Source organism: Pirellulimonas nuda (genome assembly GCF_007750855.1).
Lineage (GTDB): Bacteria > Planctomycetota > Planctomycetia > Pirellulales > Lacipirellulaceae > Pirellulimonas > Pirellulimonas nuda.
Genome location: NZ_CP036291.1, coordinates 2,575,630 through 2,596,731, shown reverse-complemented (window position 1 = coordinate 2,596,731; position 21,102 = coordinate 2,575,630). Strand labels below are relative to the sequence as shown.

14 protein-coding genes and 1 tRNA gene are annotated in these 21,102 nt (G+C 63.8%); 6 read left to right on the top strand and 9 right to left on the bottom strand.

The window, feature by feature from the left end:
* Positions 1–83: 83 nt before the first annotated feature.
* The 8 genes from Pla175_RS10495 to Pla175_RS10460 all read right to left on the bottom strand — a co-directional run bounded on the left by Pla175_RS10495 (position 84) and on the right by Pla175_RS10460 (position 15,201).
* The gene (locus Pla175_RS10495) at positions 84–1,457 is read right to left on the bottom strand and encodes a coiled-coil domain-containing protein (RefSeq protein WP_145283957.1); all 1,374 of its coding nucleotides are present in this window, start codon (positions 1,455–1,457) and stop codon (positions 84–86) included.
* 78 nt (positions 1,458–1,535) lie between these two features.
* Positions 1,536–2,903 (bottom strand): hypothetical protein, encoded by a 1,368-nt coding sequence (locus Pla175_RS10490; RefSeq protein ID WP_145283955.1) that lies wholly within the window; start codon positions 2,901–2,903, stop codon positions 1,536–1,538.
* A 731-nt stretch (positions 2,904–3,634) separates the two neighbouring features.
* Positions 3,635–6,010 carry a hypothetical protein gene (locus tag Pla175_RS10485; protein WP_145283953.1) on the bottom strand — a complete coding sequence of 792 codons (2,376 nt, stop codon included), beginning with the start codon at positions 6,008–6,010 and terminating at the stop codon, positions 3,635–3,637.
* On the bottom strand, positions 6,007–8,115 hold the full coding sequence (locus Pla175_RS10480; protein WP_145283951.1) for a BatA domain-containing protein: 2,109 nt from the start codon (positions 8,113–8,115) through the stop codon (positions 6,007–6,009). The genes Pla175_RS10485 and Pla175_RS10480 overlap by 4 nt, the downstream gene beginning before the upstream one ends.
* A gap of 27 nt (positions 8,116–8,142) precedes the next feature.
* A complete protein-coding gene (locus Pla175_RS10475) occupies positions 8,143–9,051 on the bottom strand; it encodes a DUF58 domain-containing protein (protein ID WP_145283949.1) in 909 nt (302 codons plus the stop codon).
* The gene (locus Pla175_RS10470) at positions 9,017–10,066 is read right to left on the bottom strand and encodes an AAA family ATPase (protein WP_145283947.1); all 1,050 of its coding nucleotides are present in this window, start codon (positions 10,064–10,066) and stop codon (positions 9,017–9,019) included. Before Pla175_RS10470 ends, Pla175_RS10475 begins: the two co-directional genes overlap by 35 nt.
* Before the next feature lie 129 nt (positions 10,067–10,195).
* Positions 10,196–11,239: a prenyltransferase/squalene oxidase repeat-containing protein gene (locus tag Pla175_RS10465; protein WP_145283946.1), complete on the bottom strand. Its 1,044-nt coding sequence runs from the start codon at positions 11,237–11,239 to the stop codon at positions 10,196–10,198.
* A gap of 56 nt (positions 11,240–11,295) precedes the next feature.
* Entirely contained in the window at positions 11,296–15,201 is a 3,906-nt protein-coding gene (locus tag Pla175_RS10460) for an outer membrane protein assembly factor BamB family protein (protein ID WP_231954329.1), read from the bottom strand.
* A 501-nt stretch (positions 15,202–15,702) separates the two neighbouring features.
* Between Pla175_RS10460 and Pla175_RS10455 the strand changes: the two genes are divergently transcribed.
* On the top strand, positions 15,703–16,026 hold the full coding sequence (locus Pla175_RS10455; protein WP_145283944.1) for an HU family DNA-binding protein: 324 nt from the start codon (positions 15,703–15,705) through the stop codon (positions 16,024–16,026).
* 484 nt (positions 16,027–16,510) lie between these two features.
* Here Pla175_RS10455 and Pla175_RS10450 read toward each other — a convergent pair.
* Positions 16,511–16,583 (bottom strand) — tRNA-Phe (locus Pla175_RS10450).
* Between the two features lie 220 nt (positions 16,584–16,803).
* Here Pla175_RS10450 and Pla175_RS10445 point away from each other — a divergent pair.
* The 5 genes from Pla175_RS10445 to Pla175_RS10425 are packed head-to-tail and all read left to right on the top strand — an operon-like array spanning position 16,804 to position 21,092.
* The gene (locus Pla175_RS10445; RefSeq protein ID WP_145283942.1) at positions 16,804–18,399 is read left to right on the top strand and encodes a HEAT repeat domain-containing protein; all 1,596 of its coding nucleotides are present in this window, start codon (positions 16,804–16,806) and stop codon (positions 18,397–18,399) included.
* Positions 18,400–18,411: 12 nt separating this feature from the next.
* Positions 18,412–19,293: a hypothetical protein gene (locus Pla175_RS10440; protein ID WP_145283940.1), complete on the top strand. Its 882-nt coding sequence runs from the start codon at positions 18,412–18,414 to the stop codon at positions 19,291–19,293.
* Positions 19,294–19,344: 51 nt separating this feature from the next.
* Positions 19,345–19,977: a MotA/TolQ/ExbB proton channel family protein gene (locus tag Pla175_RS10435; protein WP_145283938.1), complete on the top strand. Its 633-nt coding sequence runs from the start codon at positions 19,345–19,347 to the stop codon at positions 19,975–19,977.
* Positions 19,978–20,019: 42 nt separating this feature from the next.
* A complete protein-coding gene (locus Pla175_RS10430; protein WP_145283935.1) occupies positions 20,020–20,514 on the top strand; it encodes an ExbD/TolR family protein in 495 nt (164 codons plus the stop codon).
* Positions 20,514–21,092 carry an ExbD/TolR family protein gene (locus Pla175_RS10425; RefSeq protein ID WP_145283933.1) on the top strand — a complete coding sequence of 193 codons (579 nt, stop codon included), beginning with the start codon at positions 20,514–20,516 and terminating at the stop codon, positions 21,090–21,092. Before Pla175_RS10430 ends, Pla175_RS10425 begins: the two co-directional genes overlap by 1 nt.
* Positions 21,093–21,102: the final 10 nt, after the last annotated feature.

Genomic DNA, 21,102 nt, shown 5'->3' with positions numbered 1-21,102 from the left:
TTGCCGTTTTGGACCAGCGAATACATTATCCGCTGCTTGCGTGCTTTGCACAACGCGAAGGGGGCAGAATTGTGACCCTTTGTCTAGGTACCATCTTTCATCAAGTCTTCGAGCGCTGCGACCAACCTCCGCTGCCTGCCGGCGAGGTCTTGCAACTCTTCGGCAGCAGAAGGGGTGCGACGCGGATCGGAATCAATTGAGGCCTGCACCGCCTCGGTTCGCGAAAGCACCCGCTTCTGCAAAGTTCGAATCATGCGGAGCTCCGCGATTTTTGCCAACAGCGGGGGCTCTCCCCCCGCCGATGGGCTTGGTCCCTCGGCTCCGTCCGACGATTCACGCGCCTGTTCTGCCGCTTCTTCGAGACACTCCTTGGCGTCTTCTAGGGCAAGCAGAATGGCCGACTCGATGGTTTGCGTCCGTTGGCCCAGTTCCGCAGATTCGAGTCTAAGTTCTGCTGCTCGCATGTCGGCGGCGACCTGAATTGTCGCCTCTAGAAAGGCCGTGGCTGCGTCGGCCTCTCGCAAGACCCTCATAGCCGCCTCGGCTGCGTTAGCTAGAGCCTGTTCTCGCTTCGCGAGCGCCCGACCAGCGGCTTGAAGGCTCCGCGAATCAGCCGGAAGCACGGCCCCCTCTATCGTGGCCGCAAGGACCGACTGCTGCTCTGCCCGCATCGTTTCGAAGCGCTCGCTCATCTGCTTAAGCATTCGGTAGCGTTCCTCTTTACGGAGCTGACGCAAACGCGTGTCGAGCTCTTCTCGGGCCTCTTCAAGGGACCGTTCGGCGGCGATTTGTTCCTTCGGAACCCCGCTTGGATCCTCTTGCTTCATCTGCTCAGCGGCGCGGCGCATCGATTCCGCCGCCCGTTTGACCGCGTCTGCGGCCTTGGACATCGGGCCCGCGCTTCCCGCTGGTGCCGGCTTGCCTTGCGTGGGGCCATCCTTCGACCCGAGTTCACTCGCCAGTCTTTCGGCCTCCTCCGCCATGGCCTTCTGAGGCGCCTCGCTTTGCTCATCCGCGCTGGCCCCCCGCAGAGCCTGCTGCCGAGCCGACAGGCGATCGATCTGCTCGAGAGCCTGGCGGAGCTCTTCTGCCTGAAGCGCTGCAATCGCTTCTTGTGGGTCCGCCATCAGTTCGTCGAGCAGTTGGGCCAATGCGTCGGCGATCTTTGCCTGACCAATCGCGGCGTCCGAGAAGCGCCCGCGACGAAGCAGGTCGGCAAGCGACTGCATCCGCACGGTTACGCCTTCCCCGCGGCTCTGCTCGATCGTGGCTCGCAGTAGCTGGGCGCGGGCCGGATCATCCGCTTCCAACTGTTGAGCCAGCCGAATCGCGACCGACTCCAATTCTGCGAACCTCGCGGCAAGGTCTGCTTGATCCACCGTGAGCGACCTGTTGTCCTGCGCGGCCACGATCAGGCCGATAGAGCAAGCGAGGAGAACGCAAATCGTGCGAATCATCTTTCAGCCTTTCGTAGAAGCCGCCACCAGCCCGGTTTGGAGCTCTTTCGCGCAGGCCTTCGTACGGCCGACTCGCTGCTAATCCAACAACAGGCTTCGCGCACTCGATTTCCCTGCCTTCTCTGTCCGTTTCTCCAAACTCCGCTGGCCATCGATTAGCCCGCGGAGCGAAAGAACCAGTGCATTGTACTCGTCGATGGTCTGCATCTGGTCGATCACCCTCTTCATCTCTTCTAGCACGACTCCTGCGTCCGAATCGCACTGGGCCGGCGCGGCTCGGGAGGTGATCTTCGCTACAAGGGTCGGCATAAGCTCCTTGCCTATTCGAGTAAGCGGCCCCGCGACATCGTCCCGAATCCGTCGCACTAGGGCGGCGTCCTCCACCTGATTGGCGCTCACCTCCCGCACGATGGCGTCCGCGCTCGCTGCTGCGCCTTGCGTTTCGTCGGCGAGGCGACGCCACGCCTCGGCGACGCGTCCGCTGCTGACCGAGGCTGCCTCGGCGTCGTCGCCCCAGGGCTCACTTGCTAGCTCTGAGATGCGGAGCCGTTCTCTCCGAGCCGCAGCGTAGGTCTGCTCAAAGACTCGACGTAGGTTCGCTTCCCGTTCCGCTATGCGTGCGAGCAGTTGCTGTTCGGATACGACTTCCAGCTCTAAGACACGGCTTGTTGTGCTGTGGGGCAGCGAATCTAAGTCGCACGCATCGAACGCCGTCGCCGACAAACGGATCCGATCTCCGGGCTTCAGCTCTCCTAGGTCGCCACGGCCGGTCATCCGATTGCGGCTCAGCTCCAGTCGTGGGGCGCCGCGGAACGAGGTCTTACGGTTGGCGCGGGACACCGGGCGTTGGACTTTGCGGCCCCCGTTGACGTCCGCGGCGAGCGTGACGCGCGTCAGGCCGTGATCGTCTGCTGCGTCGATCGCTAGTGCAAGTACGGCACGCGGCGTCACCACTCCGGCAACGTCCAGCGTTTCGAGCGTAATCGATGGCCGCGTGTCTGGAATCGGAGAGAGCGAGAAGCCAAAGGGGGGATCGCTCGCGACGCCTTCCTGGTCGATCAGCGTCATCGCGATGCGGCAGGGCTCGTCAGTTGTTGGAAGCACAACCCGGAGCCTTTGGTCATCGACAGCGACGGTTCCGATCGCCGGTTCGATGCTCACTCTCGTGAGTGCTTTGCTGCACACTCCTAGCAGCGTCACCCGAGAGCCTGCCGGAACCTGCTGCACAGCGTCTGCGACGATCGATTCTGTCGGGCGTTGCAGGTAGCTTGGGTAGACGATCTCGGCGTCGAGGCTCGTCAGCACTGGGCGAGAAACCGCGAGCACCCGAAGCGGGCCCAGTCGCGCATCGCTGCCGCGGGCCCAGAGCTGGAAGTCCTCAACGGCCGCTTCGATGCGGTGAACGAAATGCGTCTGGCCGGGGACTATTCCGGGATGCTCGATCATTACCGCTCGTCCGCGCGACTTCGCTGAGCCCCGCCAGTCGAGCAAGACCTCGCTGGGACGATCGTTCTCTTCTCCGTATTCGGCACGAAGTGAGATCTCCAATGGGGCGCCCTTGGCGGTTCTCAAGAAAAGCACGCCGTCTTCTGACCTCGTGAAGCCCTCCGCCACCAGCTGCACCCGTCGTGGCCAGGGTCGATCCGCAAGCGCCAACCGATGCATGAATAGCGAAGTGATTGCCGGCTGAACGATTGCAAAGACGACGACCGAACCCGCCAACACCACAGCGGCCGACACCCACCGTCGCGGGCGACGCGAGCTCACGAGCGACTCGGGTCGCAAATCCCCGGCGAGGCGATCGGCCCAAACGCGGGTTGTTTCCCACATTGGGCCGTCGGACGACCTCATCTGTACAGCGGTGATCATCGGGTCCGCGAGCTGCGGGCGCTGCCGAGCGATCCACAAAGCGATCTGATCATCCGCGAGCCTGCGAAACAGAGCGCGGCCGCGTGACCAATACAGCCAACCGCATAGAGACAACCCCGCGGCGACGAGCAGCGCCAGCCTGAGGTCCCTAGGGAGCTCGAAAGCGTAGTCGAGGGCCAGGAGCGACCACCAAGCCGCGGCGAGGCCAACGATAGCCATGGCGGCGAGTTCGATCGCTAGAAAAGCGCGCAGCCGGCCGCGCACCCGCTGCACTTGTTGCAGCAAGGGGCGGACCCCGGTGGCAGACCCTACAGCAGCCGGTTCCATCGTCTCAACAGCCATTCGAGGATCAGAGCGCCTCCCGCCACCCAAAGGAGCAACCGCGACAGTCTCCATTCAAACGCACGATCGGGTTCGCCGAATCGAGTGATCCGTTCGGTGCGGGGTTCGATGGCGTCCGCCAACGCGGCTCGCCCGCCTTCGCCTAATGTGGCGGCCCCGTCCGCATAGTACTGACCGCCGCTGGCCTGAGCGATCGAACGCAGGAGCTGCTCGTCGCGAACCAGCGTTCCGCGTTCTCGCTCCGGCGCCGCCACCGTGGCGATGGCGGTCAAGTCGTCGCCTGCCCCCCGTGATACAGACGCTGAGTAGCGTCCGAGCTGCGCGGCCAGCAGCTTTGCAGACGCGGCCCCGGGACCGTCGGATGCTTGCACAAGAGGCGCCGAGGTAGTCTGGCCATCGGGCGATACGATGAGCGCGGTAGCCAGATCGTCATCGCCTTCAAGCCCGCCCACCGGTTTCGGCAAACGTGCATAGAGTGTCATGGTTTCACCCAGCTCATACCCCGATCGCTCAAACACGAGCACGCCCTGCTGGCGGGCCGCCGCTCGGCCCGAGGCCAGCTTCCGCAGCAGGTTCGTGAACAGCAGCTCAAATCGCTCGGCGCCCTCGCTCCTCAGCCGCCAGGTCTCACCCGTCGTCAGGCACGCAGTGCGCCCGGCGCCATAGAATTGATCGGATAACAGCGGGGTTGGTTCGCCCCCCGGCGGGTTCAATGTGGCGTAGACGGTTGCACTCGGTTTGGCGCGGACGTCGGGGTAGTAGGCGAAAAAGCCATTAAAGTTGCGCCACGCCTCGAGACTGGTTTCCGGCGTCGCAGCGAGCCGCATCATCGGTTCACTCTGGCCTGCCCGTGTCACCGTGACAGGGGTTGGCGAATCGTTGCGCGCGGGCTGCGTCGCCAAGAAGCCGATAGGCAAATCCACGGGAAGCAACCGGCGAACGCCCGCGACTGCCGGCATGTCGAGGCTCCGGGGGCCGTAGACGAGCCCCGGTCGATAGAGCAGGCCACCACCTTTTGCGGAGACCCAGTCCACGATCATATCGACCTCCGTCGGGGTCAGCCGACTCAGGTCTGCGTCGAAGATCGCCAACACGTCGAACGCGTCGAGTTCCTCCGAGGTGGCAGGAAAGCGTTCGATCGTTCCGGCGGCCTCCTGCGCCGCACCTAGTTCTGCCGAGTCGAGAAGCACGGTGACCTGAAACGAATCGTCTCGGAACAACTGGTTGCGCAGAAACTGGTAGTCGCGGCTCGGGCCGCCCGACCACAGCAGCACCCTGACCACCTTGTCGACCACGTCCACTGAAAAGTCGAACTTGAGGTCACTGGCGGTCTCGTGCGAGGCCGGATCAACAACCTCCAACCGGGCGCGGTATCGATGGGCCCCGACCTCCTTCGCGGTAACCTGGAACGACTCCGACCAGGTTGAGGCGTCCCGTGCGCCATCGATCGCGGCGGCCTGCAAGGTCTCGCCTTCGACGGGGTCTTCTTCGGTCCCTGAGAGAGACACAATCTTCAGCGCGGCGTCGCTCGACCAGTCTCCTTGGGTTTCGATAACCACGGTGACCTCGAACGGATCGTCTGGGTAAGCCGTTTCAGACGCCACGAGTTCGACGATCTGGATCCGTGGAGCGAGACGCGTTGGACCAACGCCAATGGTATAGACCGGCGCGCCAACCACCGCGGCCGCTTCTACCGGGTCGCGGCCCGCGTTCTGACCGCCGTCACTCACCAACACCATGGCGGCAAGCGTCGGGCCCCCGAGCACGCGTGCTCCTTCTGTGAGCGCGTCGCCCAGCGGCGTGCTGCTGAGGGTAGGAGGCCAGAACGCCTCGTCTCCCTCGACCATCGCTAGCGCCTCGGCGGGGGCGCCGGTTCGGACCACCTGTACTTCATGCCGTTCGCCCAGCGCTGCGAGAAGCCCATCGCGGACCAGCAAGTCCTCTACTTGCTGCTCTCTCGACCGCTCCGTAGCCCCTCCCGCCCTCGGGCCCGGTCGCTCCGAGGTTTCGCCCGCAGGCAGGCCCATGCTCTGGCTGTCGTCCACGATCACGACGACGCGCGACGATCGCTCTACCACTTCAACGGGTCGGCGAGTGAGCCCCAGGAGCGACAGGGCGACGGCGATCACTGCCGTCAGGCGGAGCAGGACCTGGACCAACCGCACCTCGAAGGAACCTGGCTCGTAGTGCGACCGCGCCAGCGTCAGCCCGACCGCAGCAGCCACGGAGAAAGCAAGCAGCACCGCCAGCAGCGGCGACGCTTCGAGCTGATCCAAGCCGACAAGCTCGTACCGAAGCGGCGTCGGGCCGCGGCTAGTGAGTTGGCCGAGCAAGTAGGTCATGCCGCGACCCCCCTGCTGCTAACGCGGGCCTTGCTGGTCCACGACGTGATTGTCTCTGCGGCAAGCAGCAGGAGCACGGCCACCAAGAACCACCGCGAGGCGTCGGGAGCGGGGTCTCCAGAAACCGACGCAACGAACGTGTCGAGCGACTCAACCGTCACCCCATCGACCGCCGCGATGGCCTCAACTTCTGCGGCCGGCGGCAGCGCGAGATCGCCCTCACGAGGGTCGACGTTTACGGCGAACGCCGCGGCCCCGGCAGCCGTGTCACGAAAAACTCCCAATTGGCTACCTATTGCCGACGAATCATCGGCAATCAACGGTGCGCCGCCGGCCGTCAATCGCGATGGGGGCGAGTCCCCGGCTCCGAAACCAAGTGTACGGAGGGAGGGCTCCATTGCGGGCTGGCAGAGGTAGCCGACCGTATCCTGCATGAAAATAGGAAACAACGGCGAGGCGCTCATCGAGCTCCACCCCACATCGGCAGAGGGATGCGTTGCTAGGCAAGCGACGCGGCCTTCACCGTAGCTGCCCAGGCAGAGCGCCGGCCGCCCATCCCAGAGCGATGCAACGATCCGAACGGCGCTCTCTTCCTCTAATTCAAGCGAATGGGCGAAACTGACGGCGATGGACTTCGACAGGGGCGCCAAGTCGCCTGTAAACGCGCGGACGACCGGGTGCGCAACGGCTGAGAGATCGCCGACGCCGGCGGGTTTTCCGGGAGGCATCTGGCTCGGTCGGCCAACCGACAGAGCAAGCAGCGGCGACTCGGCGCCCGCGAAGAACCACTCGTTGTAGAAAGCTCGATCGATCGACGGGCCAACCGCTAGCATCAATCCGCCGCCTTTCTCCACAAAGCGTAGGACCTGCTCCACCGCAACCGGCGGCAGCTTTGGCACGTCCGCCAACACCACGCAGACGGGCGGCTCCCGTTCGAGCGCGTCAGAAAGTTCCCCGGGGTAGATCAGCACCGCCCGCCATCCCGTCCGCACTCCTTGCCCGGGGTCGATAGCCGTTCGTATCGCTCGCGAGCCCGCGCCGTCCAGCGAAGCATCCACCACGAGTACGGTTTGCTGGCTGGGCAAAACGAGCGGCAGCCATCGGCGGTTGTCGGACGCCACCGCGTCTCCATCCAGTTCCGCCAGCACTCGATGCACGCCGGGCTCTGCGAATCGGACGGAGGTCTCAGCGCTTCCTGTGCCGCCAGCAGGCGCCGAACCGATCTGCACGGCTGGAAGTGATCCACCATCGCAAAACAGCCGAACCTGGACGTCGGCGACTGCGCTAGGACCATGGTTCTGGACCCGGATCCGGATAGGGATCTCAACTCCCGCGGCGCGCGGTCCAGGCAAAGGGGAAACGTCAGACAAGGTCAGATTGGATGACGCGTCCTCAGCACAACGGACGATTCGGATTGCTGCTACCTCTGGCGACACGCGTTTCACCGAGTCCTGAAGCGCCCCGTCTCCCGCGATGTTCTGGCTGCGCAGATCGGTCAGCGCGTAAAGAAAAACCGGAGGACCTGCCTCGCGCCCAGCAAGCTCTCCGTAGAGACGATCGAAGACCGGCGCCAACCCCACGTTGGTTTCGCCCGCAGCCGTCCCTTCCAACCGAGCAGCCTCGGCCGTCGCCGCCGCGCCGCCGAGCAGCGGCGCATCCGTCGGCGCCTCCAGCACCTCAGAGGCGCGGAGCACAACCAAGCGCCCGCCAGACTGCTGGCCTACACGTGCGTCGAGCGCGCGCACCCCATCGAGCGCGCGGCGCCAGACACTGGGGTCGAGCCCGCGGTCGGACATCGAGTAGCTGTCATCGACGACTACCAGATGCGTGCTCTGCTGAGGATTGATCCAGTCAACGACTCCCCCGTTGAATCTCGGGCGCCCCAGCATCAACGCCGCGGCGAGCACCGCGAGCACCCGCAACGCCAGCAACACCAATCCACGCACTTCAATCCACAACTGGTTTCGCCGTTGGCTCTCCACCAGCAACTCCATCGCCGCCCAAGCGACCTGGCGTTCGCGACGCGGATTGAAGAAGTGGATCACCACCGGCGCCAGGGCGAGCGGCACTCCAATCATCAGGATGGCAGGAAACAGCAGCGCCACGGCGCTCCACCTCACGTGTGTGCCGCGTTAACTCCAGGGCCGACGCCGGCCGCTCCGCGCTACTAGCAGTCGGGTGATCGCCGAGTCGATCGGATCGCTAGTTCGCACCAGCTCGTAGTCCACCCCGAGGCCGAGGCACGCCTGACGCATCTCGCTGAGGAACTTTTCGAGCGCCGCGAGATAGCCGCTCCTTAGACGGGCCGGGTGGCAACGCACCGCGTCGCCCCCCTCCAAGCCCTCGAACCGCGTCGGGTCCTGGAACGGAAAGTCGAGTTCGTCGTCGTCAAGAACGTGCATCACCATCACGTCGTGCCCCGCTGCCCGCAGCCGCGCCAGACCCCTGCGCCAAGCGGCTCGGTCGCCGAGAAGGTCTGAAAGAATGACCACAATCCCCTTGCGCCTTGCGACTTGCGAAAGCTTGTCTAGCGATGCGCCCAGATCGGTCTCGCCCGCGACCGGTTGGTCGGAGAGCGCCGCCGCGATCGCGCGGAGGTGCGACCGCTCTGCGCCGTAGGGCGTGACCGCGAGGAGCTCCTGGGCAAAGGCGACCGCCGAAACGGAGTCGCGTTGCCTTAGCGCCAGGTAGGCTAGCGCGCAGCCGGCCGTGGCGGCGTAGTCAAACTTGCTCATGGCGCCGGAGCCGTACGCCATGCTCGCCGATCGGTCGACCGCCAGGGTGACACGCAGATTGGTCTCTTCCTCGTACCGCTTGACGTAGTATCGATCGCGCCGCGCCCAGAGCTTCCAGTCGATCTGCCGAAGGTCGTCGCCGCGTGTATAGGCGCGGTGTTCGCGAAAATCGAGTGAGCGACCGAAGTAGGGGCTCCGATGCGCACCGCCGAGCAGTCCTTCCACGATCCCGCGGGCGCGGACCTCCAGCCTTTCGATTTTGGCGATCGCCTCAGGAAGCGGCGAGTCCGCGGAAGCGGGCGTCATGATTCAGGGCGCCCTCGCGCGCGGGTGTGGCTTTGATCAGGTCCTCGAGTACGTCGTCCGCAGATATCCCTTCGCTCTCTGCCGAGAAATTCAACACCAGCCGGTGACGCAGCACCGGCTTCACGAGCGCCTGAACGTCTTCCAGCGTCACACAAGGGCGACCCGACATTAGCGCACGGGCCTTGGCTCCCAGGATGAGGTGCTGCACGGCCCGTGTGCCGGCGCCCCACTCCAGCCTCCGCCGCGCAACGTCGGTCGCTTCAGGCTCGCCCACGCGGGTTCCACGGACCAACGCCACGACGTACCTCGTCAGGTGATCGCTGATGGGCGTTGTGAGGACCAGGTCCTGTAGTTCGACAATCTCCGCGGGAGATAGGACCGAATCAACTTCCTCCATTGCTCGTGAGGTCGTACGTCGCGCTACCTCTACTTCGTCGTCGAAAGATGGGTAGCGGACGATCGCCTTGAACATAAAGCGGTCTTGCTGCGCCTCGGGCAGCGGGTAGGTCCCCTCTTGTTCGATGGGGTTCTGCGTAGCGAGCACAACAAACGGGTGCTCGATCAGCCGGCGGGTCTGACCGACCGTGACCTGCCGCTCCTGCATTGCTTCAAGCAGCGCCGCCTGAGTCTTCGGCGGGGTGCGGTTGATCTCATCCGCCAGCAGCACGTGGGCGAAGATCGGCCCGGGCATGAAGCGTACTTCTCGCTGACCCGTCGCCTTGTTTTCTTCAAGCACGTCGGCGCCGGTGACGTCTCCGGGCATCAGGTCGGGCGTGAATTGAATGCGGCTAAACGAGAGGTTTAGGGACTTCGCCAGCGTGCTCACGAGCAGCGTCTTGGCCAACCCCGGGACGCCCTCCAACAGGCAGTGCCCCCGGCAGAAGAGCGCCACGAGCAGCAGGTCGATGACCTCCTCCTGCCCGACAACTACCCGCCCGAGCTGCGTCTTAATCTGCGACGATGCGGCCGAGATCCGCTCGATGGCTTCGTTCGAGGGTGGTGGAGCGTCGTTCAATGCATACTCGCGTGACTAGAAGTGTAACACTAGGGAAGCCGAAAATCTTTCTAGCAGCCGTCTCCGCCCTCGATTGCTTAGCACTCTCAGCGGTTTGGCCTTTTGGAAAGGACCGTTGCACTGAAGCAATTATCGCTGATAGATCGGCAGGTAGCCCTTATCAACCTGCAGGATGATCAGGTTGAGCGCCGTTGTATAGACCGGCCCGATGTAGCCCTGGGTCCAGACGACGCCCGGCCCCGTGGGGGTCGCCACATTTTCCGCCTCGCGGGCCAGCTTCTCGAGCGTTCCGGCCCGGTAGGCGCGCCACGTTTCATCTCCTTCGCGATACTGCACCTGCGAGTAGTAGAAGTGTGCGTAATGCCAGTGGCCGTAGCTGCTCTCGGTTTGCGATCCCAAGTGCTCTCGGCAGTACTCGAGCATCCGCGGCACATAGTCGTCGTCGTACTCGCCCGCGTTGTAGAGGCAGGCGATGGCCGCGGCCGTGATGGCGGGCCTTCCTCCGCCGCCGTTCGAGCTGTACTGCACGCCGCCGTCGTCCATCGTGCAGAAGTGGATATACGCCACCGCGCGGTCGATCACCTCCTTGGGCACGGCGATCCCGGCGTTGCGGCAGCCGCGCAGCCCCTGAACCTGGGTAATGGTCGTCGACCCTTCGTCGAAGCCCGATCCATCCTCTTTGGAGCTGACGTAGCCCCAGCCGCCGGCCGTAGTCTGGGCGCGAGAAGTGAACTTGACCGCGGCCGCGAGCACGCGGGACAGCTCATGGCGACGCTCAAGATCTTCTTCTTCTCCCAAGACCTGCGAGAGCAGGAGCATGGAGAAGCCGTGCCCATAGGTGTAGCGATCGTCGCGGAGCGGGTCGCCGATGAGCCCGCTCGGCTGAGCCTGCAAGACAAGGTAGTCAACCGCTTTGCGGAGGTTCTCGGAGTACGGCCCCCCGGTCGATGTGGATCCGGAGGCGATCAACGCGAGCCCGGCAAGAGCCGTCATTGCGGTCGGGTAACGCCCGTCAGCGGTCCAGTGGCCCTGTCGATGTTGCTGCGAGGCGAGCCAACGCAACCCGCCCGACGTGAGCCGCTGGGCGTCTGGCGAAGCAGCCAAGCCAGCCGACGGGCGAGCCGCGAGCACAAACAGCAGGACCCACCGATGCCAATTCTGCGGTCGAATCATCCCTGATGTCCTCAGTGGCGTTTGAGCAGGACCGGCGGTCGATCTCGTATGCGTGGCTATTTCTCTTCGGCGGGCGTTTGCGGTTCGACCTCGTCCGCGGCCTGTTCGAATGCGCGTTTGAGTTCCTGCCCGAGCTCCCAAATATCCACTTCCGCGGCTCCGGCGACGCTGGCGATCTTCACAGACGGGGGGGGCTCCGGTGGGCGGGGCGTCGGCAAGCTCAGCAGGGTCAACGTCTCACCCGATAGCTCGACCTCAAACCTCGGCGGGGTTGCCGTACGGTCACTTCTCAAATGATAGCCATTGAGTGGTGTGCTTCCAATCAATTCGCCGCTGTACAACAGCACGCCAGTTGCCGCGTCGAGCAGCATGACGCGGGTCATCCGGCGGCCATCTACGGAAGTCACCCGTGCGCCGAACGCCAGCACATCGTCTTCTGCTTGTCGATCCAACAACCCGAGGCCTTGCACCTCGACTGGGGACGACCAATTCGCTTCTCCTGTACTGGGGTCGAGCGAATAGACCCTTCCCGTGAAGGGCGAGCCCGCCTCCAAGCTGTCAACGGCCTCGCCTCCCCGCACGTCCGCGGCGCCGGGCACAAAAACCAGTAGTCGCCCTCCGACCATGCGAACGCTCCCGATCGACTCCAGGTCGGCAGCAAACACCTTTTCTGATACGACTCCGCCTTTTTCGACATCGATCGTATGAATCGAGCCGGGCTCGGCCACAACACCGCACATCCGGCCCTCTCCGCGCCAGACCTTAAAGGACTCCGCCCTTATCGGCAGGTCGACCAGGACCCGCAGGTCGGCGGCGTCGCAAACCATTAGATGGGGCGTTCCATTGACGCGTTCAACGCCGACGAAGCGGTCTCCCGCGGCTGAAACCAGCTCCATCCGGGATGGGACCGCCTTCCCTGACACGGCGCCATCGACCATTGCAAGCTTCGTGGCGGTTCGGTCGCTGTGCACGACCCAGAGGTGCTCGCCGCTCCCCCACAGACCGTCGGCGTCTGTGAGTGCTGACTCCCACCGCAAGACGCCAGACAGCAAGTCAAAGCAGTATAGTCGGCCACGATTGCTGACGACGGCCCGAGAGCGAGTCACCAGCACAACCTCCGCCGGCCCCGACCAGCTTCGCACCCACTCCGCAGGCGGCCCGTCCGACTCGCCGCGGCGCGCCATCGCGGTGCGCAGAGATCCGCTTGCCGTCCACAGTCGGACACGGGATTGACCGTCCGAAAGCAGGTCGTAACAAGCGACGTCGTTCCTGGAGGCGACCAACAACACCCGTCCAGCGATCCACGCCCAGGGCTTCTCCATCGGCTCGCGGGCCGCCTTGAGCAGTACTTCGCTGTCCTCGGAGGTATCAAGCGCAAACAGTACTTCCCCCTCATTATTCTTGCCCATTAATCGAGAACCGTTCGACGCAAGAACAAATCCGGTTGGCGCCCTCGGGTCTGCCGGACCGATTCGTTCGAGCGACACCCGGATCAAGCCTGAGAAATCGCGCCCCCGTCCGGTTGTTTGCAGAAGGCCAGATCGAGACGGCTGCACCTCTGCCGCGACTTGGTGAGAGCTCCAATCAACCGCCCGAGCGGCGGCAGTGTCCGGGGTTGGTTGCGATTCGAGGCGCCAGCGGGCCTGGTCTGCCTCCAACCAGCGCTGGGAGGCCGCAAGCGTCCTTGCAGACGATCGGCTGACCACGTCCAGCGGTTGCTCGACCGCCGAATTGAGCCGTCCCAGCGTCCCTCGGACGGCGTCCTCAATCGCCACGAAGCGGTCGCCTTCAACCAGCACGAGACGATCCGGAGAATAAATTTCGCCAGAGATGTCGGAAATTGCCTTGAGCAGCCGGTCCTGATCTAGCCTACGAACCGCTACAACCGCAGCGGCGACCGCGGCTTCCGCATCCGCCGGGCGGACCTCCCGTAACCGGTCTAGCAACGCCGCGTCTTGTTCCAGGCCTTCGTGAACCGGCAAGCTCACCAACAGCTCAAGATAGGCAGATCGAGCAGCGGAGCGATCGAGATCTTCGCTGACCAAGGATCGCAGCTCGCTCAGCGCCAGGTCGTACTCCCCGGCCTGCCGCGCGGCTAGCGAATCACGCAGCCGTTGCGTCGGTGATCGCGCCACGGCGGTGCCCGACGTCCCGCTTCCCCCCGACACGTACCGCACCAAATAGTCGCGCCCTGCGGCGAGCAGGTCGCCGCGGTGAGCGATCAACACCGAAGGGGCTTCGACCAATTCGGACGAGTCGTTCTCAATCTCGCCATCGGCGCCGTCGATGGTCAGTATCTTACCGCCCGTCATAGGGAGCAGCACTTGGCCGCCCGTTTCCAGTGGTCGGCCGGCAAGGACCGCACCTGTCGGCAGCTTGCGCGTCCAGAGCCGATCGCCAGTAGCAAGATCAAATCCATCTAACGACTGGTAGCCCGAGGCAATTGCCGCCTCTCGCGTCACGGACAGGTAGCGAGCCTCGGGACAACTCGCGGTCCAACGCGGCTCCCCCGACTGGAGGTCGACGCAATGAAGGAGGTCCGAATCGGGCGAGCAAACAAGCACCTTGTCGGACCGAATAACCGCTTGGCACTCGCGCCACATCGCGTCGTGTCCCGAGCTCCCGCTGTCCGAGTCTTCGTCGACCGGGAACCGATAGGCCCATAGGAGCGTCTGCCGAACCCAATCAAATGCAACCACGATGCCGCCCCGCGTGGGGCAGACGACGATCCCATCGGAAGTGACCGGGGTGATCCCGGCCCAGACGTCCGACGATCCGCGGATCGGGGCACGATCGGCGCCGATCAGAGGCTGGCGCCAGAGCAGGGCGCCCGTCAATGGATCGATCTCAATCAGCATCACCGTCTGTTCGGAATCGATTAGCGCCAGCAGGCGGCCGTCAAAGCAAAGCGGGGCGCCTAGCAGCGAGAGGGGCTTCGGCGCCCCGTCGTCGCCGCTGCGAGTTAGTGACCAAGTCAGCTTCCCCTGGTCGCGCAAGTCATAGGCCGATAGCTGGTTTGGCTCGGGCCGCCACGCTCGTGGCCTGCGCCCACCCCAGATGTGCTGCCGATCCGTACCCAGTTGGGACTGCTGAGCCAACGGGGACGGCTCTATCACAAAGACGCGGCTGGCGTCGGAACTAATCCCCAGTCCAGCCAGTAGCTCCCCATGCCGCCGCTGAGCGGCGCCCGCAAGCGGCTCGTTGGACGGCGTTTCCCAGACCCGACGCCCCGATTGTTCGCTCGTGGCGATGACGTTGTTTTCGGTCCGGGAAAGCACGAGGCCCTTAGCGATGATCGGTTCAGTACGGACGTCGCTGGCCACACGGTCCAGGCCCAAGCTCCCACTTCGGCTGCGGCTGCTGGCAATGACGGCCTCCCAGGAGACGGCGATGCGGCCCTTCGACAAGCCGTCTTCAACGCGCGAGCTTCCGGAGGCCCGCGCCGACGCCCGCCAAGCGCCGCCAGAATCGCGTTCGGCATAGTCCTTCGCCCAACGCACCGCGGGGTGGGTCCCCAACCCGATGTCCGTCGCCGCAATTCCCGCAGCGGTCTGGCTAACGGCTTGCTGCAAACGTCGGTCCGACCCATGAACAAAGTCACGGCCCTGCGCCCCGCTCCGCCGCAGCAGCAGATCGGTCGATTCGAAAAAACCTTGGTCCCAGGCGCGTTGCGATAGCAGCCAAAAGATGTCCGTTTCAGTCGGGGTGTGTGGGTAGCGTCTGGCAATCCGCAGCAACTCTGCAGCATTCGCCCCCGCGGAAATCGCGTCAAACTCCCGCGCGGCTTTCGCGTCTGCGTGGAGCGAGTAGGCCCGCTTTCCGGCCGGCGGCAGGTCTGAAATCAGCCCGCCAGCCAAGTCCCTAGCAGAACGGGGCGGGTCAACGTCGATCCAGGCGTCCTCTTCCGCGTCCAGGACAGCGTCGAGCAGCTCGAAAACCCGCAGAAAATCCTGCTTTTCCAAAGACTCTTCGGCGAGTGCAAGGGCTCGGCTCAGTGAGCGTTGCTGGGGCAAATGGACGCCGTAGTGCAGTTCGTGCCGGTGGGCCGCAGGTTGGCCTTCCGGCGCCCCTGCGCCAACTTTGGCCGGACACGCCACAGCAAGCGCGAAGAACGCGGCAAAGCCGTGTCCCGCCAGAAATCGCAAGCTACGAATCATCGGCGTCTGCCCGATAGAGTGCTCGAAAAACGCCGCCTGTACAGTTGAGTCTAGGACCGGCCTGCAAGGGCATCAACGCGGATTTTGCGGGTACTAGCGGCTGTAACAGGGTCAGAAACCGAGTTTTTCGGCCTTTGAGCGAGGTTTTCCTGGGGTTTTCTAGGGGTTGTGGGGGTTTTCCCGCTTGTATTTTCGCTAGCATGCTCTTTTAATCACGTCCTTCGCGGTCTTGGCTAGACAGACTCGTCCGCAGAAAGCACGGTTACGTTGTCCCCTTTTTTTTGCACCGTTTGGAGGATCCAGCGCATGGCGAAGGCCGCCCCGAAGCCGCTCACCAAGACCCAGATTTTTGCGAACATCGCCGAATCGACCGGCCTCACGAAGAAGCAGGTGGGCGAAGTGTTCGACGCCCTCGACGCAGAAATCCTGAAGGCGCTCACCGGCCGTGGCGCCGCCGAGACCTTTACCCTACCCGGGCTTTGCAAGTTCGTACTGGTGCGGAAGCCCGCCACCAAGGAACGCGAAGGGATCAACCCCTTCACCAAAGAGCCCATGACCTTCGCGGCCAAGCCGGCCTCGAAGTCGGTGAAGATTCGTCCTCTGAAGAAGCTGAAGGACTCGGTCGCCTAGCTCTTGGCAAGACGCAGGCGTGAAACAGACAAGAACGGGGCCCGCCAGGCGGGCCCCGTTTTTTGTTGCGCCTCTGTGGCTCTTCCCGTTGAGGTGGCGACCGGCCCTGCCAGTGAGCTGGGTCCTGAGCCCTCAGCTGGGTCCTGAGCCCTCCCAGAGCCCACGTACGGCCCGCCGGGGCGTAGGCCTCTGTACACCCACCCCAACGCTCGCATCGAGCCAGATTCGGGCCTCAGGGCTCGATCCGCTAAGGCTGGAACTCAGAATCTCGGCGCCGAAAGAATGACCAAGTCGCCAAAGCCCGAGGGAGGGTAGGGGGGTGCAAAGCCGGCAATCGGCTTATCCCATACCATGCTCACTTTTGTCGCACACCCCGGGCAACGTGCCTCTGGGTCGTTGCGAGGCGGTTGACCGAGTGACCAAGCCAACCGTGGCTTGCTGCGAAGCGGCTCTTCCAGAGCAAATGCCGCAACGGGGGAGCAAGTGGACAGAGCCGGGATCGAACCGGCGACACCAGGATTTTCAGTCCTGTGCTCTACCAACTGAGCTACCTGTCCAGCGAAGTTCCTGAGTTTACTTTCCACAGCGGCGATTGCCAATGGCGGCGCCAGGTTGTTGACACTCAATCCGCCCCGCGGCTAGTGTAGATGTTTGGATGCAGGCGTCCCCGGAACGGCGTTTGCCCCGGCCATTGACGCGATCCAGTACCGCGACGGGCCGACCCTGAGTGTCCTGAACACAAACGGATGGCCCCGTGCATTTCGCAAGGGGAGGACGATGACTGCGCTCTCAACCCGCCTCTTGCTGTTCTTGGCTGTTGCCGCATCAGTCGGACCGGCCCTGGGCGCCAGCCAAGGTCTAACGCCCGAGAGCCCCGAGGTCCGCAAGCTGATTGAATCTGGCCTTGCCGCGATCGAGAAGATGGACGGCAAGGATGAAGAACTTGGCGCCAAGTGCCTGATGGGCTTGGCGTTCGTAAAGGACGACAAGCCTGACCACCCCAAGGTTCAGCAGGCGGTGGCGGCGTGCTATGAGACGGCAAAGAAGGGGTATGAGGCAGAGTCGTTCTACAGCGCCGGCCTCGCGATCATCCTCCTCACCGAGGTGAATCCAAGGACCCACGCCTCGGTCATTAGCTACTACTTCAACCTGCTCAAGCAACGCCAGAAAAAGAACGGCGGGTGGGGGTATACCAACCGCGAATCAGGCGACACCTCGCAGACGCAGTACGCGGCGCTCAGCTACTGGGAGGCCCATCGCCACGGTTTGAGCGTCGAAGCGGCGCCACTGGCCGGCCTGACCGACTGGCTGATCCGGACCCAAGACCCGGATGGCGCTTGGGGTTATCAAGGGGAGATGGGTCCGGCGGGGAAACGCGTCGAGCAGAAGGAAATCTCACTCTCGATGGTCTCCGCGGCCCTGGGCAGCGTGCTGATCACGATCGACCTGTTCGGCATTATGGGGCCAAATCAATCGGTCCCAAGCGAGGAAGAATTGCCCACCGGCGTGCGCGTCGCTGGCGAGGAATCCACCCGCCGGGCGCCGCGGCTTTCGTCCAAGCAGGTAGAACGCGACCGGCTTATCAAGGCGTATGAAGATGGGACCAAGTGGATGGAGAAGAATTACTCCATCGACAATAAGGCCTGGCAGGTCTACTACCTCTACGCCCTGGAAAGGTTCCGCGGATTCGAAGAGTTCCTTACCGGCGTCGCGCCGGGCAGCCCGAAGTGGTACAACGACGGGTACGACTTCTTGCTCAAGAACCAGAAGAAACCCGGCATCTGGGACAAAGGCTGCGGCGAGGCGGCCGACACCGCCTTTGCCGTGCTGTTCTTGCAGCGGTCGACGCAAAAAATCCTGCGGGCGAGCATCGGCGAGGGGTTGATGCTTAGCGGGCGGGGCCTGCCAAAGGACCTCAGCAGCGTGCGGCTCGATGGCGGCCAGATCGTCGCCCAGCAAGAAAAAACCGCGGTAGAAGACCTGCTGGGTATGCTGGACGAGGATCAGTCCGCCAAGCTCGACGCTCTAGCGGACGATCCTAGCGCGTTAATCTCAAGCGGACTAGACGCCCGGAGTGCTCGGCGGCTTGAACAGCTCGTGCGTGGCGGAGACCCGGAGGTGCGGCTGCTGGCGGTCCGGGCGCTGGGGAGGACTGGGAATCTCGACTACGTCCCTTCCTTGCTGTACGGGCTCACCGATCCCGACAAACGCGTGGTGCTCGCCGCCAGAGACGGCTTGCGGTTTACGAGTCGAAAGTTCCAGGGCTACGGGCTGAACAACCGCTTCTCTGAGAACCAACGTTACGAGGCCAAGACGAAGTGGGAGCAATGGTACCTGTCGGTCCGCCCCGACGCCGTGCTCCCCGCCAACTAACACAACGCTTCTATGGCCTCCCTCCCCAGCACGCCCCATTCACGGCCGAGTTACCGGCTCACGGTAAACTCGTACGACCGTTCTTCGAGCGCGTTGATCGCGCTGCTGCTGATCGTGGGGGTGCTGGTCGCCGGCTTGGTTTTCATCTGGTACATGACGCACTTCAAGTTCCGGAGTGAGATCGCGATTGAGTTTAAGCCGATCGAGTTCGCGAGCCGACCGGCCGACGCGGCGATGGGTGTGGCCCGCGACCTGGAACCCCCCGGGCAGGAAGACGCCCCGGAGTTGACCGAGCCGAAGCTACAGGACACGCTCTCCGCCCTGAGCGATCTCTCCACCACTTCAGCGCTGCTCAGCGATGAGGCGGTCGACTCCGATACCGAAGCCGGAAAGGGTAGCGGGCTGGGCGATAGCCGCCGCGCGGGGGACGGCGGCGAGGGACTCGAAGGCGAGGAGCCCGTCCGCCAGATCAAGTACGAGCCGGGCAGCGTAGACGAGTACGCGCAGTGGTACGACTTCTACAAGCTAGAGCTCGGGGTCCTCGACCAGCAAAACAACCTGATCTACTACGCAAAGAACCTGGCCGGGGCGAACCCCGTGGTCCGATCGGCGCCCCCCGATCAAGAAAAGCGGCTGTACACCATTAATCCGGTCGGATCGCCGCTCAACACGCTCGACCGCCGGCTGGCAGAAAAGGCCGGGATCGGCGCCCGAGGAGCGTTCACCGTCACGTTTTGGCCCGACGAAGCGGCTCGGGAGCTGCTCGAGCAAGAGTTTAATCAAGCCGAGTCGAAAAAGAAGCAGATCAACGAGGTGCAGCGGAGCGTCTTCCGCGTGACCCGCGGGGGAAGCGGGTTTCAAATAGCACTCGAAGATCAAGTGTATTACTATTAGTGCTGGCGCCCGTGCCCGGGCGCCCGAAACACCATACGTGAGCCGACCGGCATGCAAGAACTGTTCAATTTAATCGGCTACGCCATCTACGCGTCGATGGCCTTGCTGGCGATCTGGGGGGCGTTCAACGCCGTTCTCGTGTGGCGCCGAGTAGCCCAGGTGCGGTTCCGCAATGAGGAGGAGCAGACCGAATTCTTCGACGAACTCGACGTAGAACTTGCCAAAGGGGACAACGAAAAGGCGATCGAAATCTGCGAGGACGACCGCCGCGCCATGCCCCAGCTTGCGCTCTACGCCATCGAGAATCGCGACCTTGGCCCCATCAAGGTCCAGCGGCGTTTGGTCGAACGGTTTCAACAGGACGTGCTGGCCGATATCGAGCACCGGCTGGCATGGGTCAGCACCGTCACCAAGAGCGCCCCCATGGTCGGGCTGTTCGGCACCGTCATCGGCATGATGGCGGCGTTCGACAACCTCGGCCAGGGAACGAAGGTCGACCCGGGCGTGATGGCGGGCAACATCATGGTGGCGTTGATCACCACGGCCCTCGGCTTGGCGATCGCGGTGCCGCTGATGATCACCACCGCGTCCATCAACATCCAGATCCGCAAGATGGAAGACCTGATCGCCAGCGGGCTGACGCGGCTCATGGAGTCCCTGCAGTCGATCACGGGCAGGGCGTGATCGTCGCGCGGACCAACTTAACGTGGACAGAGGAACGTTCCGATGCCGGCCCTGCTTCAATCTCCTTCCGAATCGCTGCACGAGGCGTCGGCAGCGGCGCCGCGGAAGTCGCGCACCGATTCCGAAGGAGACCCCGACCTCACGCCGATGATCGACGTGACTTTCCTGCTGCTGATCTTCTTCATCGTTGCCTCGACGCCCGACCAACAGACGGCGATCGACCTGCCGATCGCGTCGCGCGGCAGCCCGGTCGAACAGCTCTACTCAACTTTGCTCACCATCGGCGAAGTGGGCGTGGACAGCGCCCCGGTGTACGCGGCGGACGGCCAGGTGGAGTCGGCTCGCCTGTCGGACGACCCCGAGGAACAAGAGGAGAAGATCGTTGAGCTTGTTGAGAAAGGTCTGCAAGAAGGGAAGACCAACGTCGTCATTAAGGCCGACAAGAGCGTCCCGTTCCGCGAAGTCTGGCGGGTGACCGGCGACTGCTCCAAAGTGAGCGGAATCCAGCTCGCCTACGCGATCCTGGAGAAGGATTGATGGCTTCCAAACCGCCAAACCAGCCGCCGCCCGAGGACCTCCCCTCTTCGGACCCTGACGCTGCCCGTTCGCAAATCGCGTTCCGGCCCGACGAGGTCTCGCACGATCACTACGAGCAGCAGGTCGTCGATAAGCGAGTCGACGACGAAGTGGACATGACGCCGATGATCGACGTCACGTTCCTGCTGCTGATCTTCTTCATGATCACTGCTGCGTTCGCGCTTCAATCGGCTTTGCTGGTCCCCCCCGTGCAGGACGACGAGGCGGCCGCATCGCAGACGGTTGAGGACGTCGAAAAGGACTCGATCCTGATACGCATCGACGGCGACAATGTTTTTTGGATCGGCGCGCCGCTGTGGAACGAAGAGCAACGGGCGCCCAGCAAGCAGGAGATGCGCGAGAAGGTCCGCCAAGCCCGAGAAGGGAAGGGGGGCAAGTTCGGCGCCGGCCCGGCCAAGGTGGTGGTCCAGGCACACGGCGACGCAACGCACGAGTTTGTCGTTGCGGCCCTGGACGCGGGCGTGAGCGCTCAGGCCGAAGAGATCCAGTTGGCGAAGTACGAAGACGAAGACCTATAGCGCCCCAACG

Excerpts from the sequence above, each read along its gene's own strand:
- Pla175_RS10495 (WP_145283957.1), bottom strand. The coding sequence starts at position 1,457 with ATGATTCGCACGATTTGCGTTCTCCTCGCTTGCTCTATCGGCCTGATC.
- Pla175_RS10490 (WP_145283955.1), bottom strand. The coding sequence starts at position 2,903 with ATGATCGAGCATCCCGGAATAGTCCCCGGCCAGACGCATTTCGTTCAC.
- Pla175_RS10485 (WP_145283953.1), bottom strand. The coding sequence starts at position 6,010 with ATGACCTACTTGCTCGGCCAACTCACTAGCCGCGGCCCGACGCCGCTT.
- Pla175_RS10475 (WP_145283949.1), bottom strand. The coding sequence starts at position 9,051 with ATGACGCCCGCTTCCGCGGACTCGCCGCTTCCTGAGGCGATCGCCAAA.
- Pla175_RS10465 (WP_145283946.1), bottom strand. The coding sequence starts at position 11,239 with ATGATTCGACCGCAGAATTGGCATCGGTGGGTCCTGCTGTTTGTGCTC.
- Pla175_RS10455 (WP_145283944.1), top strand. The coding sequence starts at position 15,703 with ATGGCGAAGGCCGCCCCGAAGCCGCTCACCAAGACCCAGATTTTTGCG.
- Pla175_RS10445 (WP_145283942.1), top strand. The coding sequence starts at position 16,804 with ATGACTGCGCTCTCAACCCGCCTCTTGCTGTTCTTGGCTGTTGCCGCA.
- Pla175_RS10440 (WP_145283940.1), top strand. The coding sequence starts at position 18,412 with ATGGCCTCCCTCCCCAGCACGCCCCATTCACGGCCGAGTTACCGGCTC.
- Pla175_RS10435 (WP_145283938.1), top strand. The coding sequence starts at position 19,345 with ATGCAAGAACTGTTCAATTTAATCGGCTACGCCATCTACGCGTCGATG.
- Pla175_RS10430 (WP_145283935.1), top strand. The coding sequence starts at position 20,020 with ATGCCGGCCCTGCTTCAATCTCCTTCCGAATCGCTGCACGAGGCGTCG.
- Pla175_RS10425 (WP_145283933.1), top strand. The coding sequence starts at position 20,514 with ATGGCTTCCAAACCGCCAAACCAGCCGCCGCCCGAGGACCTCCCCTCT.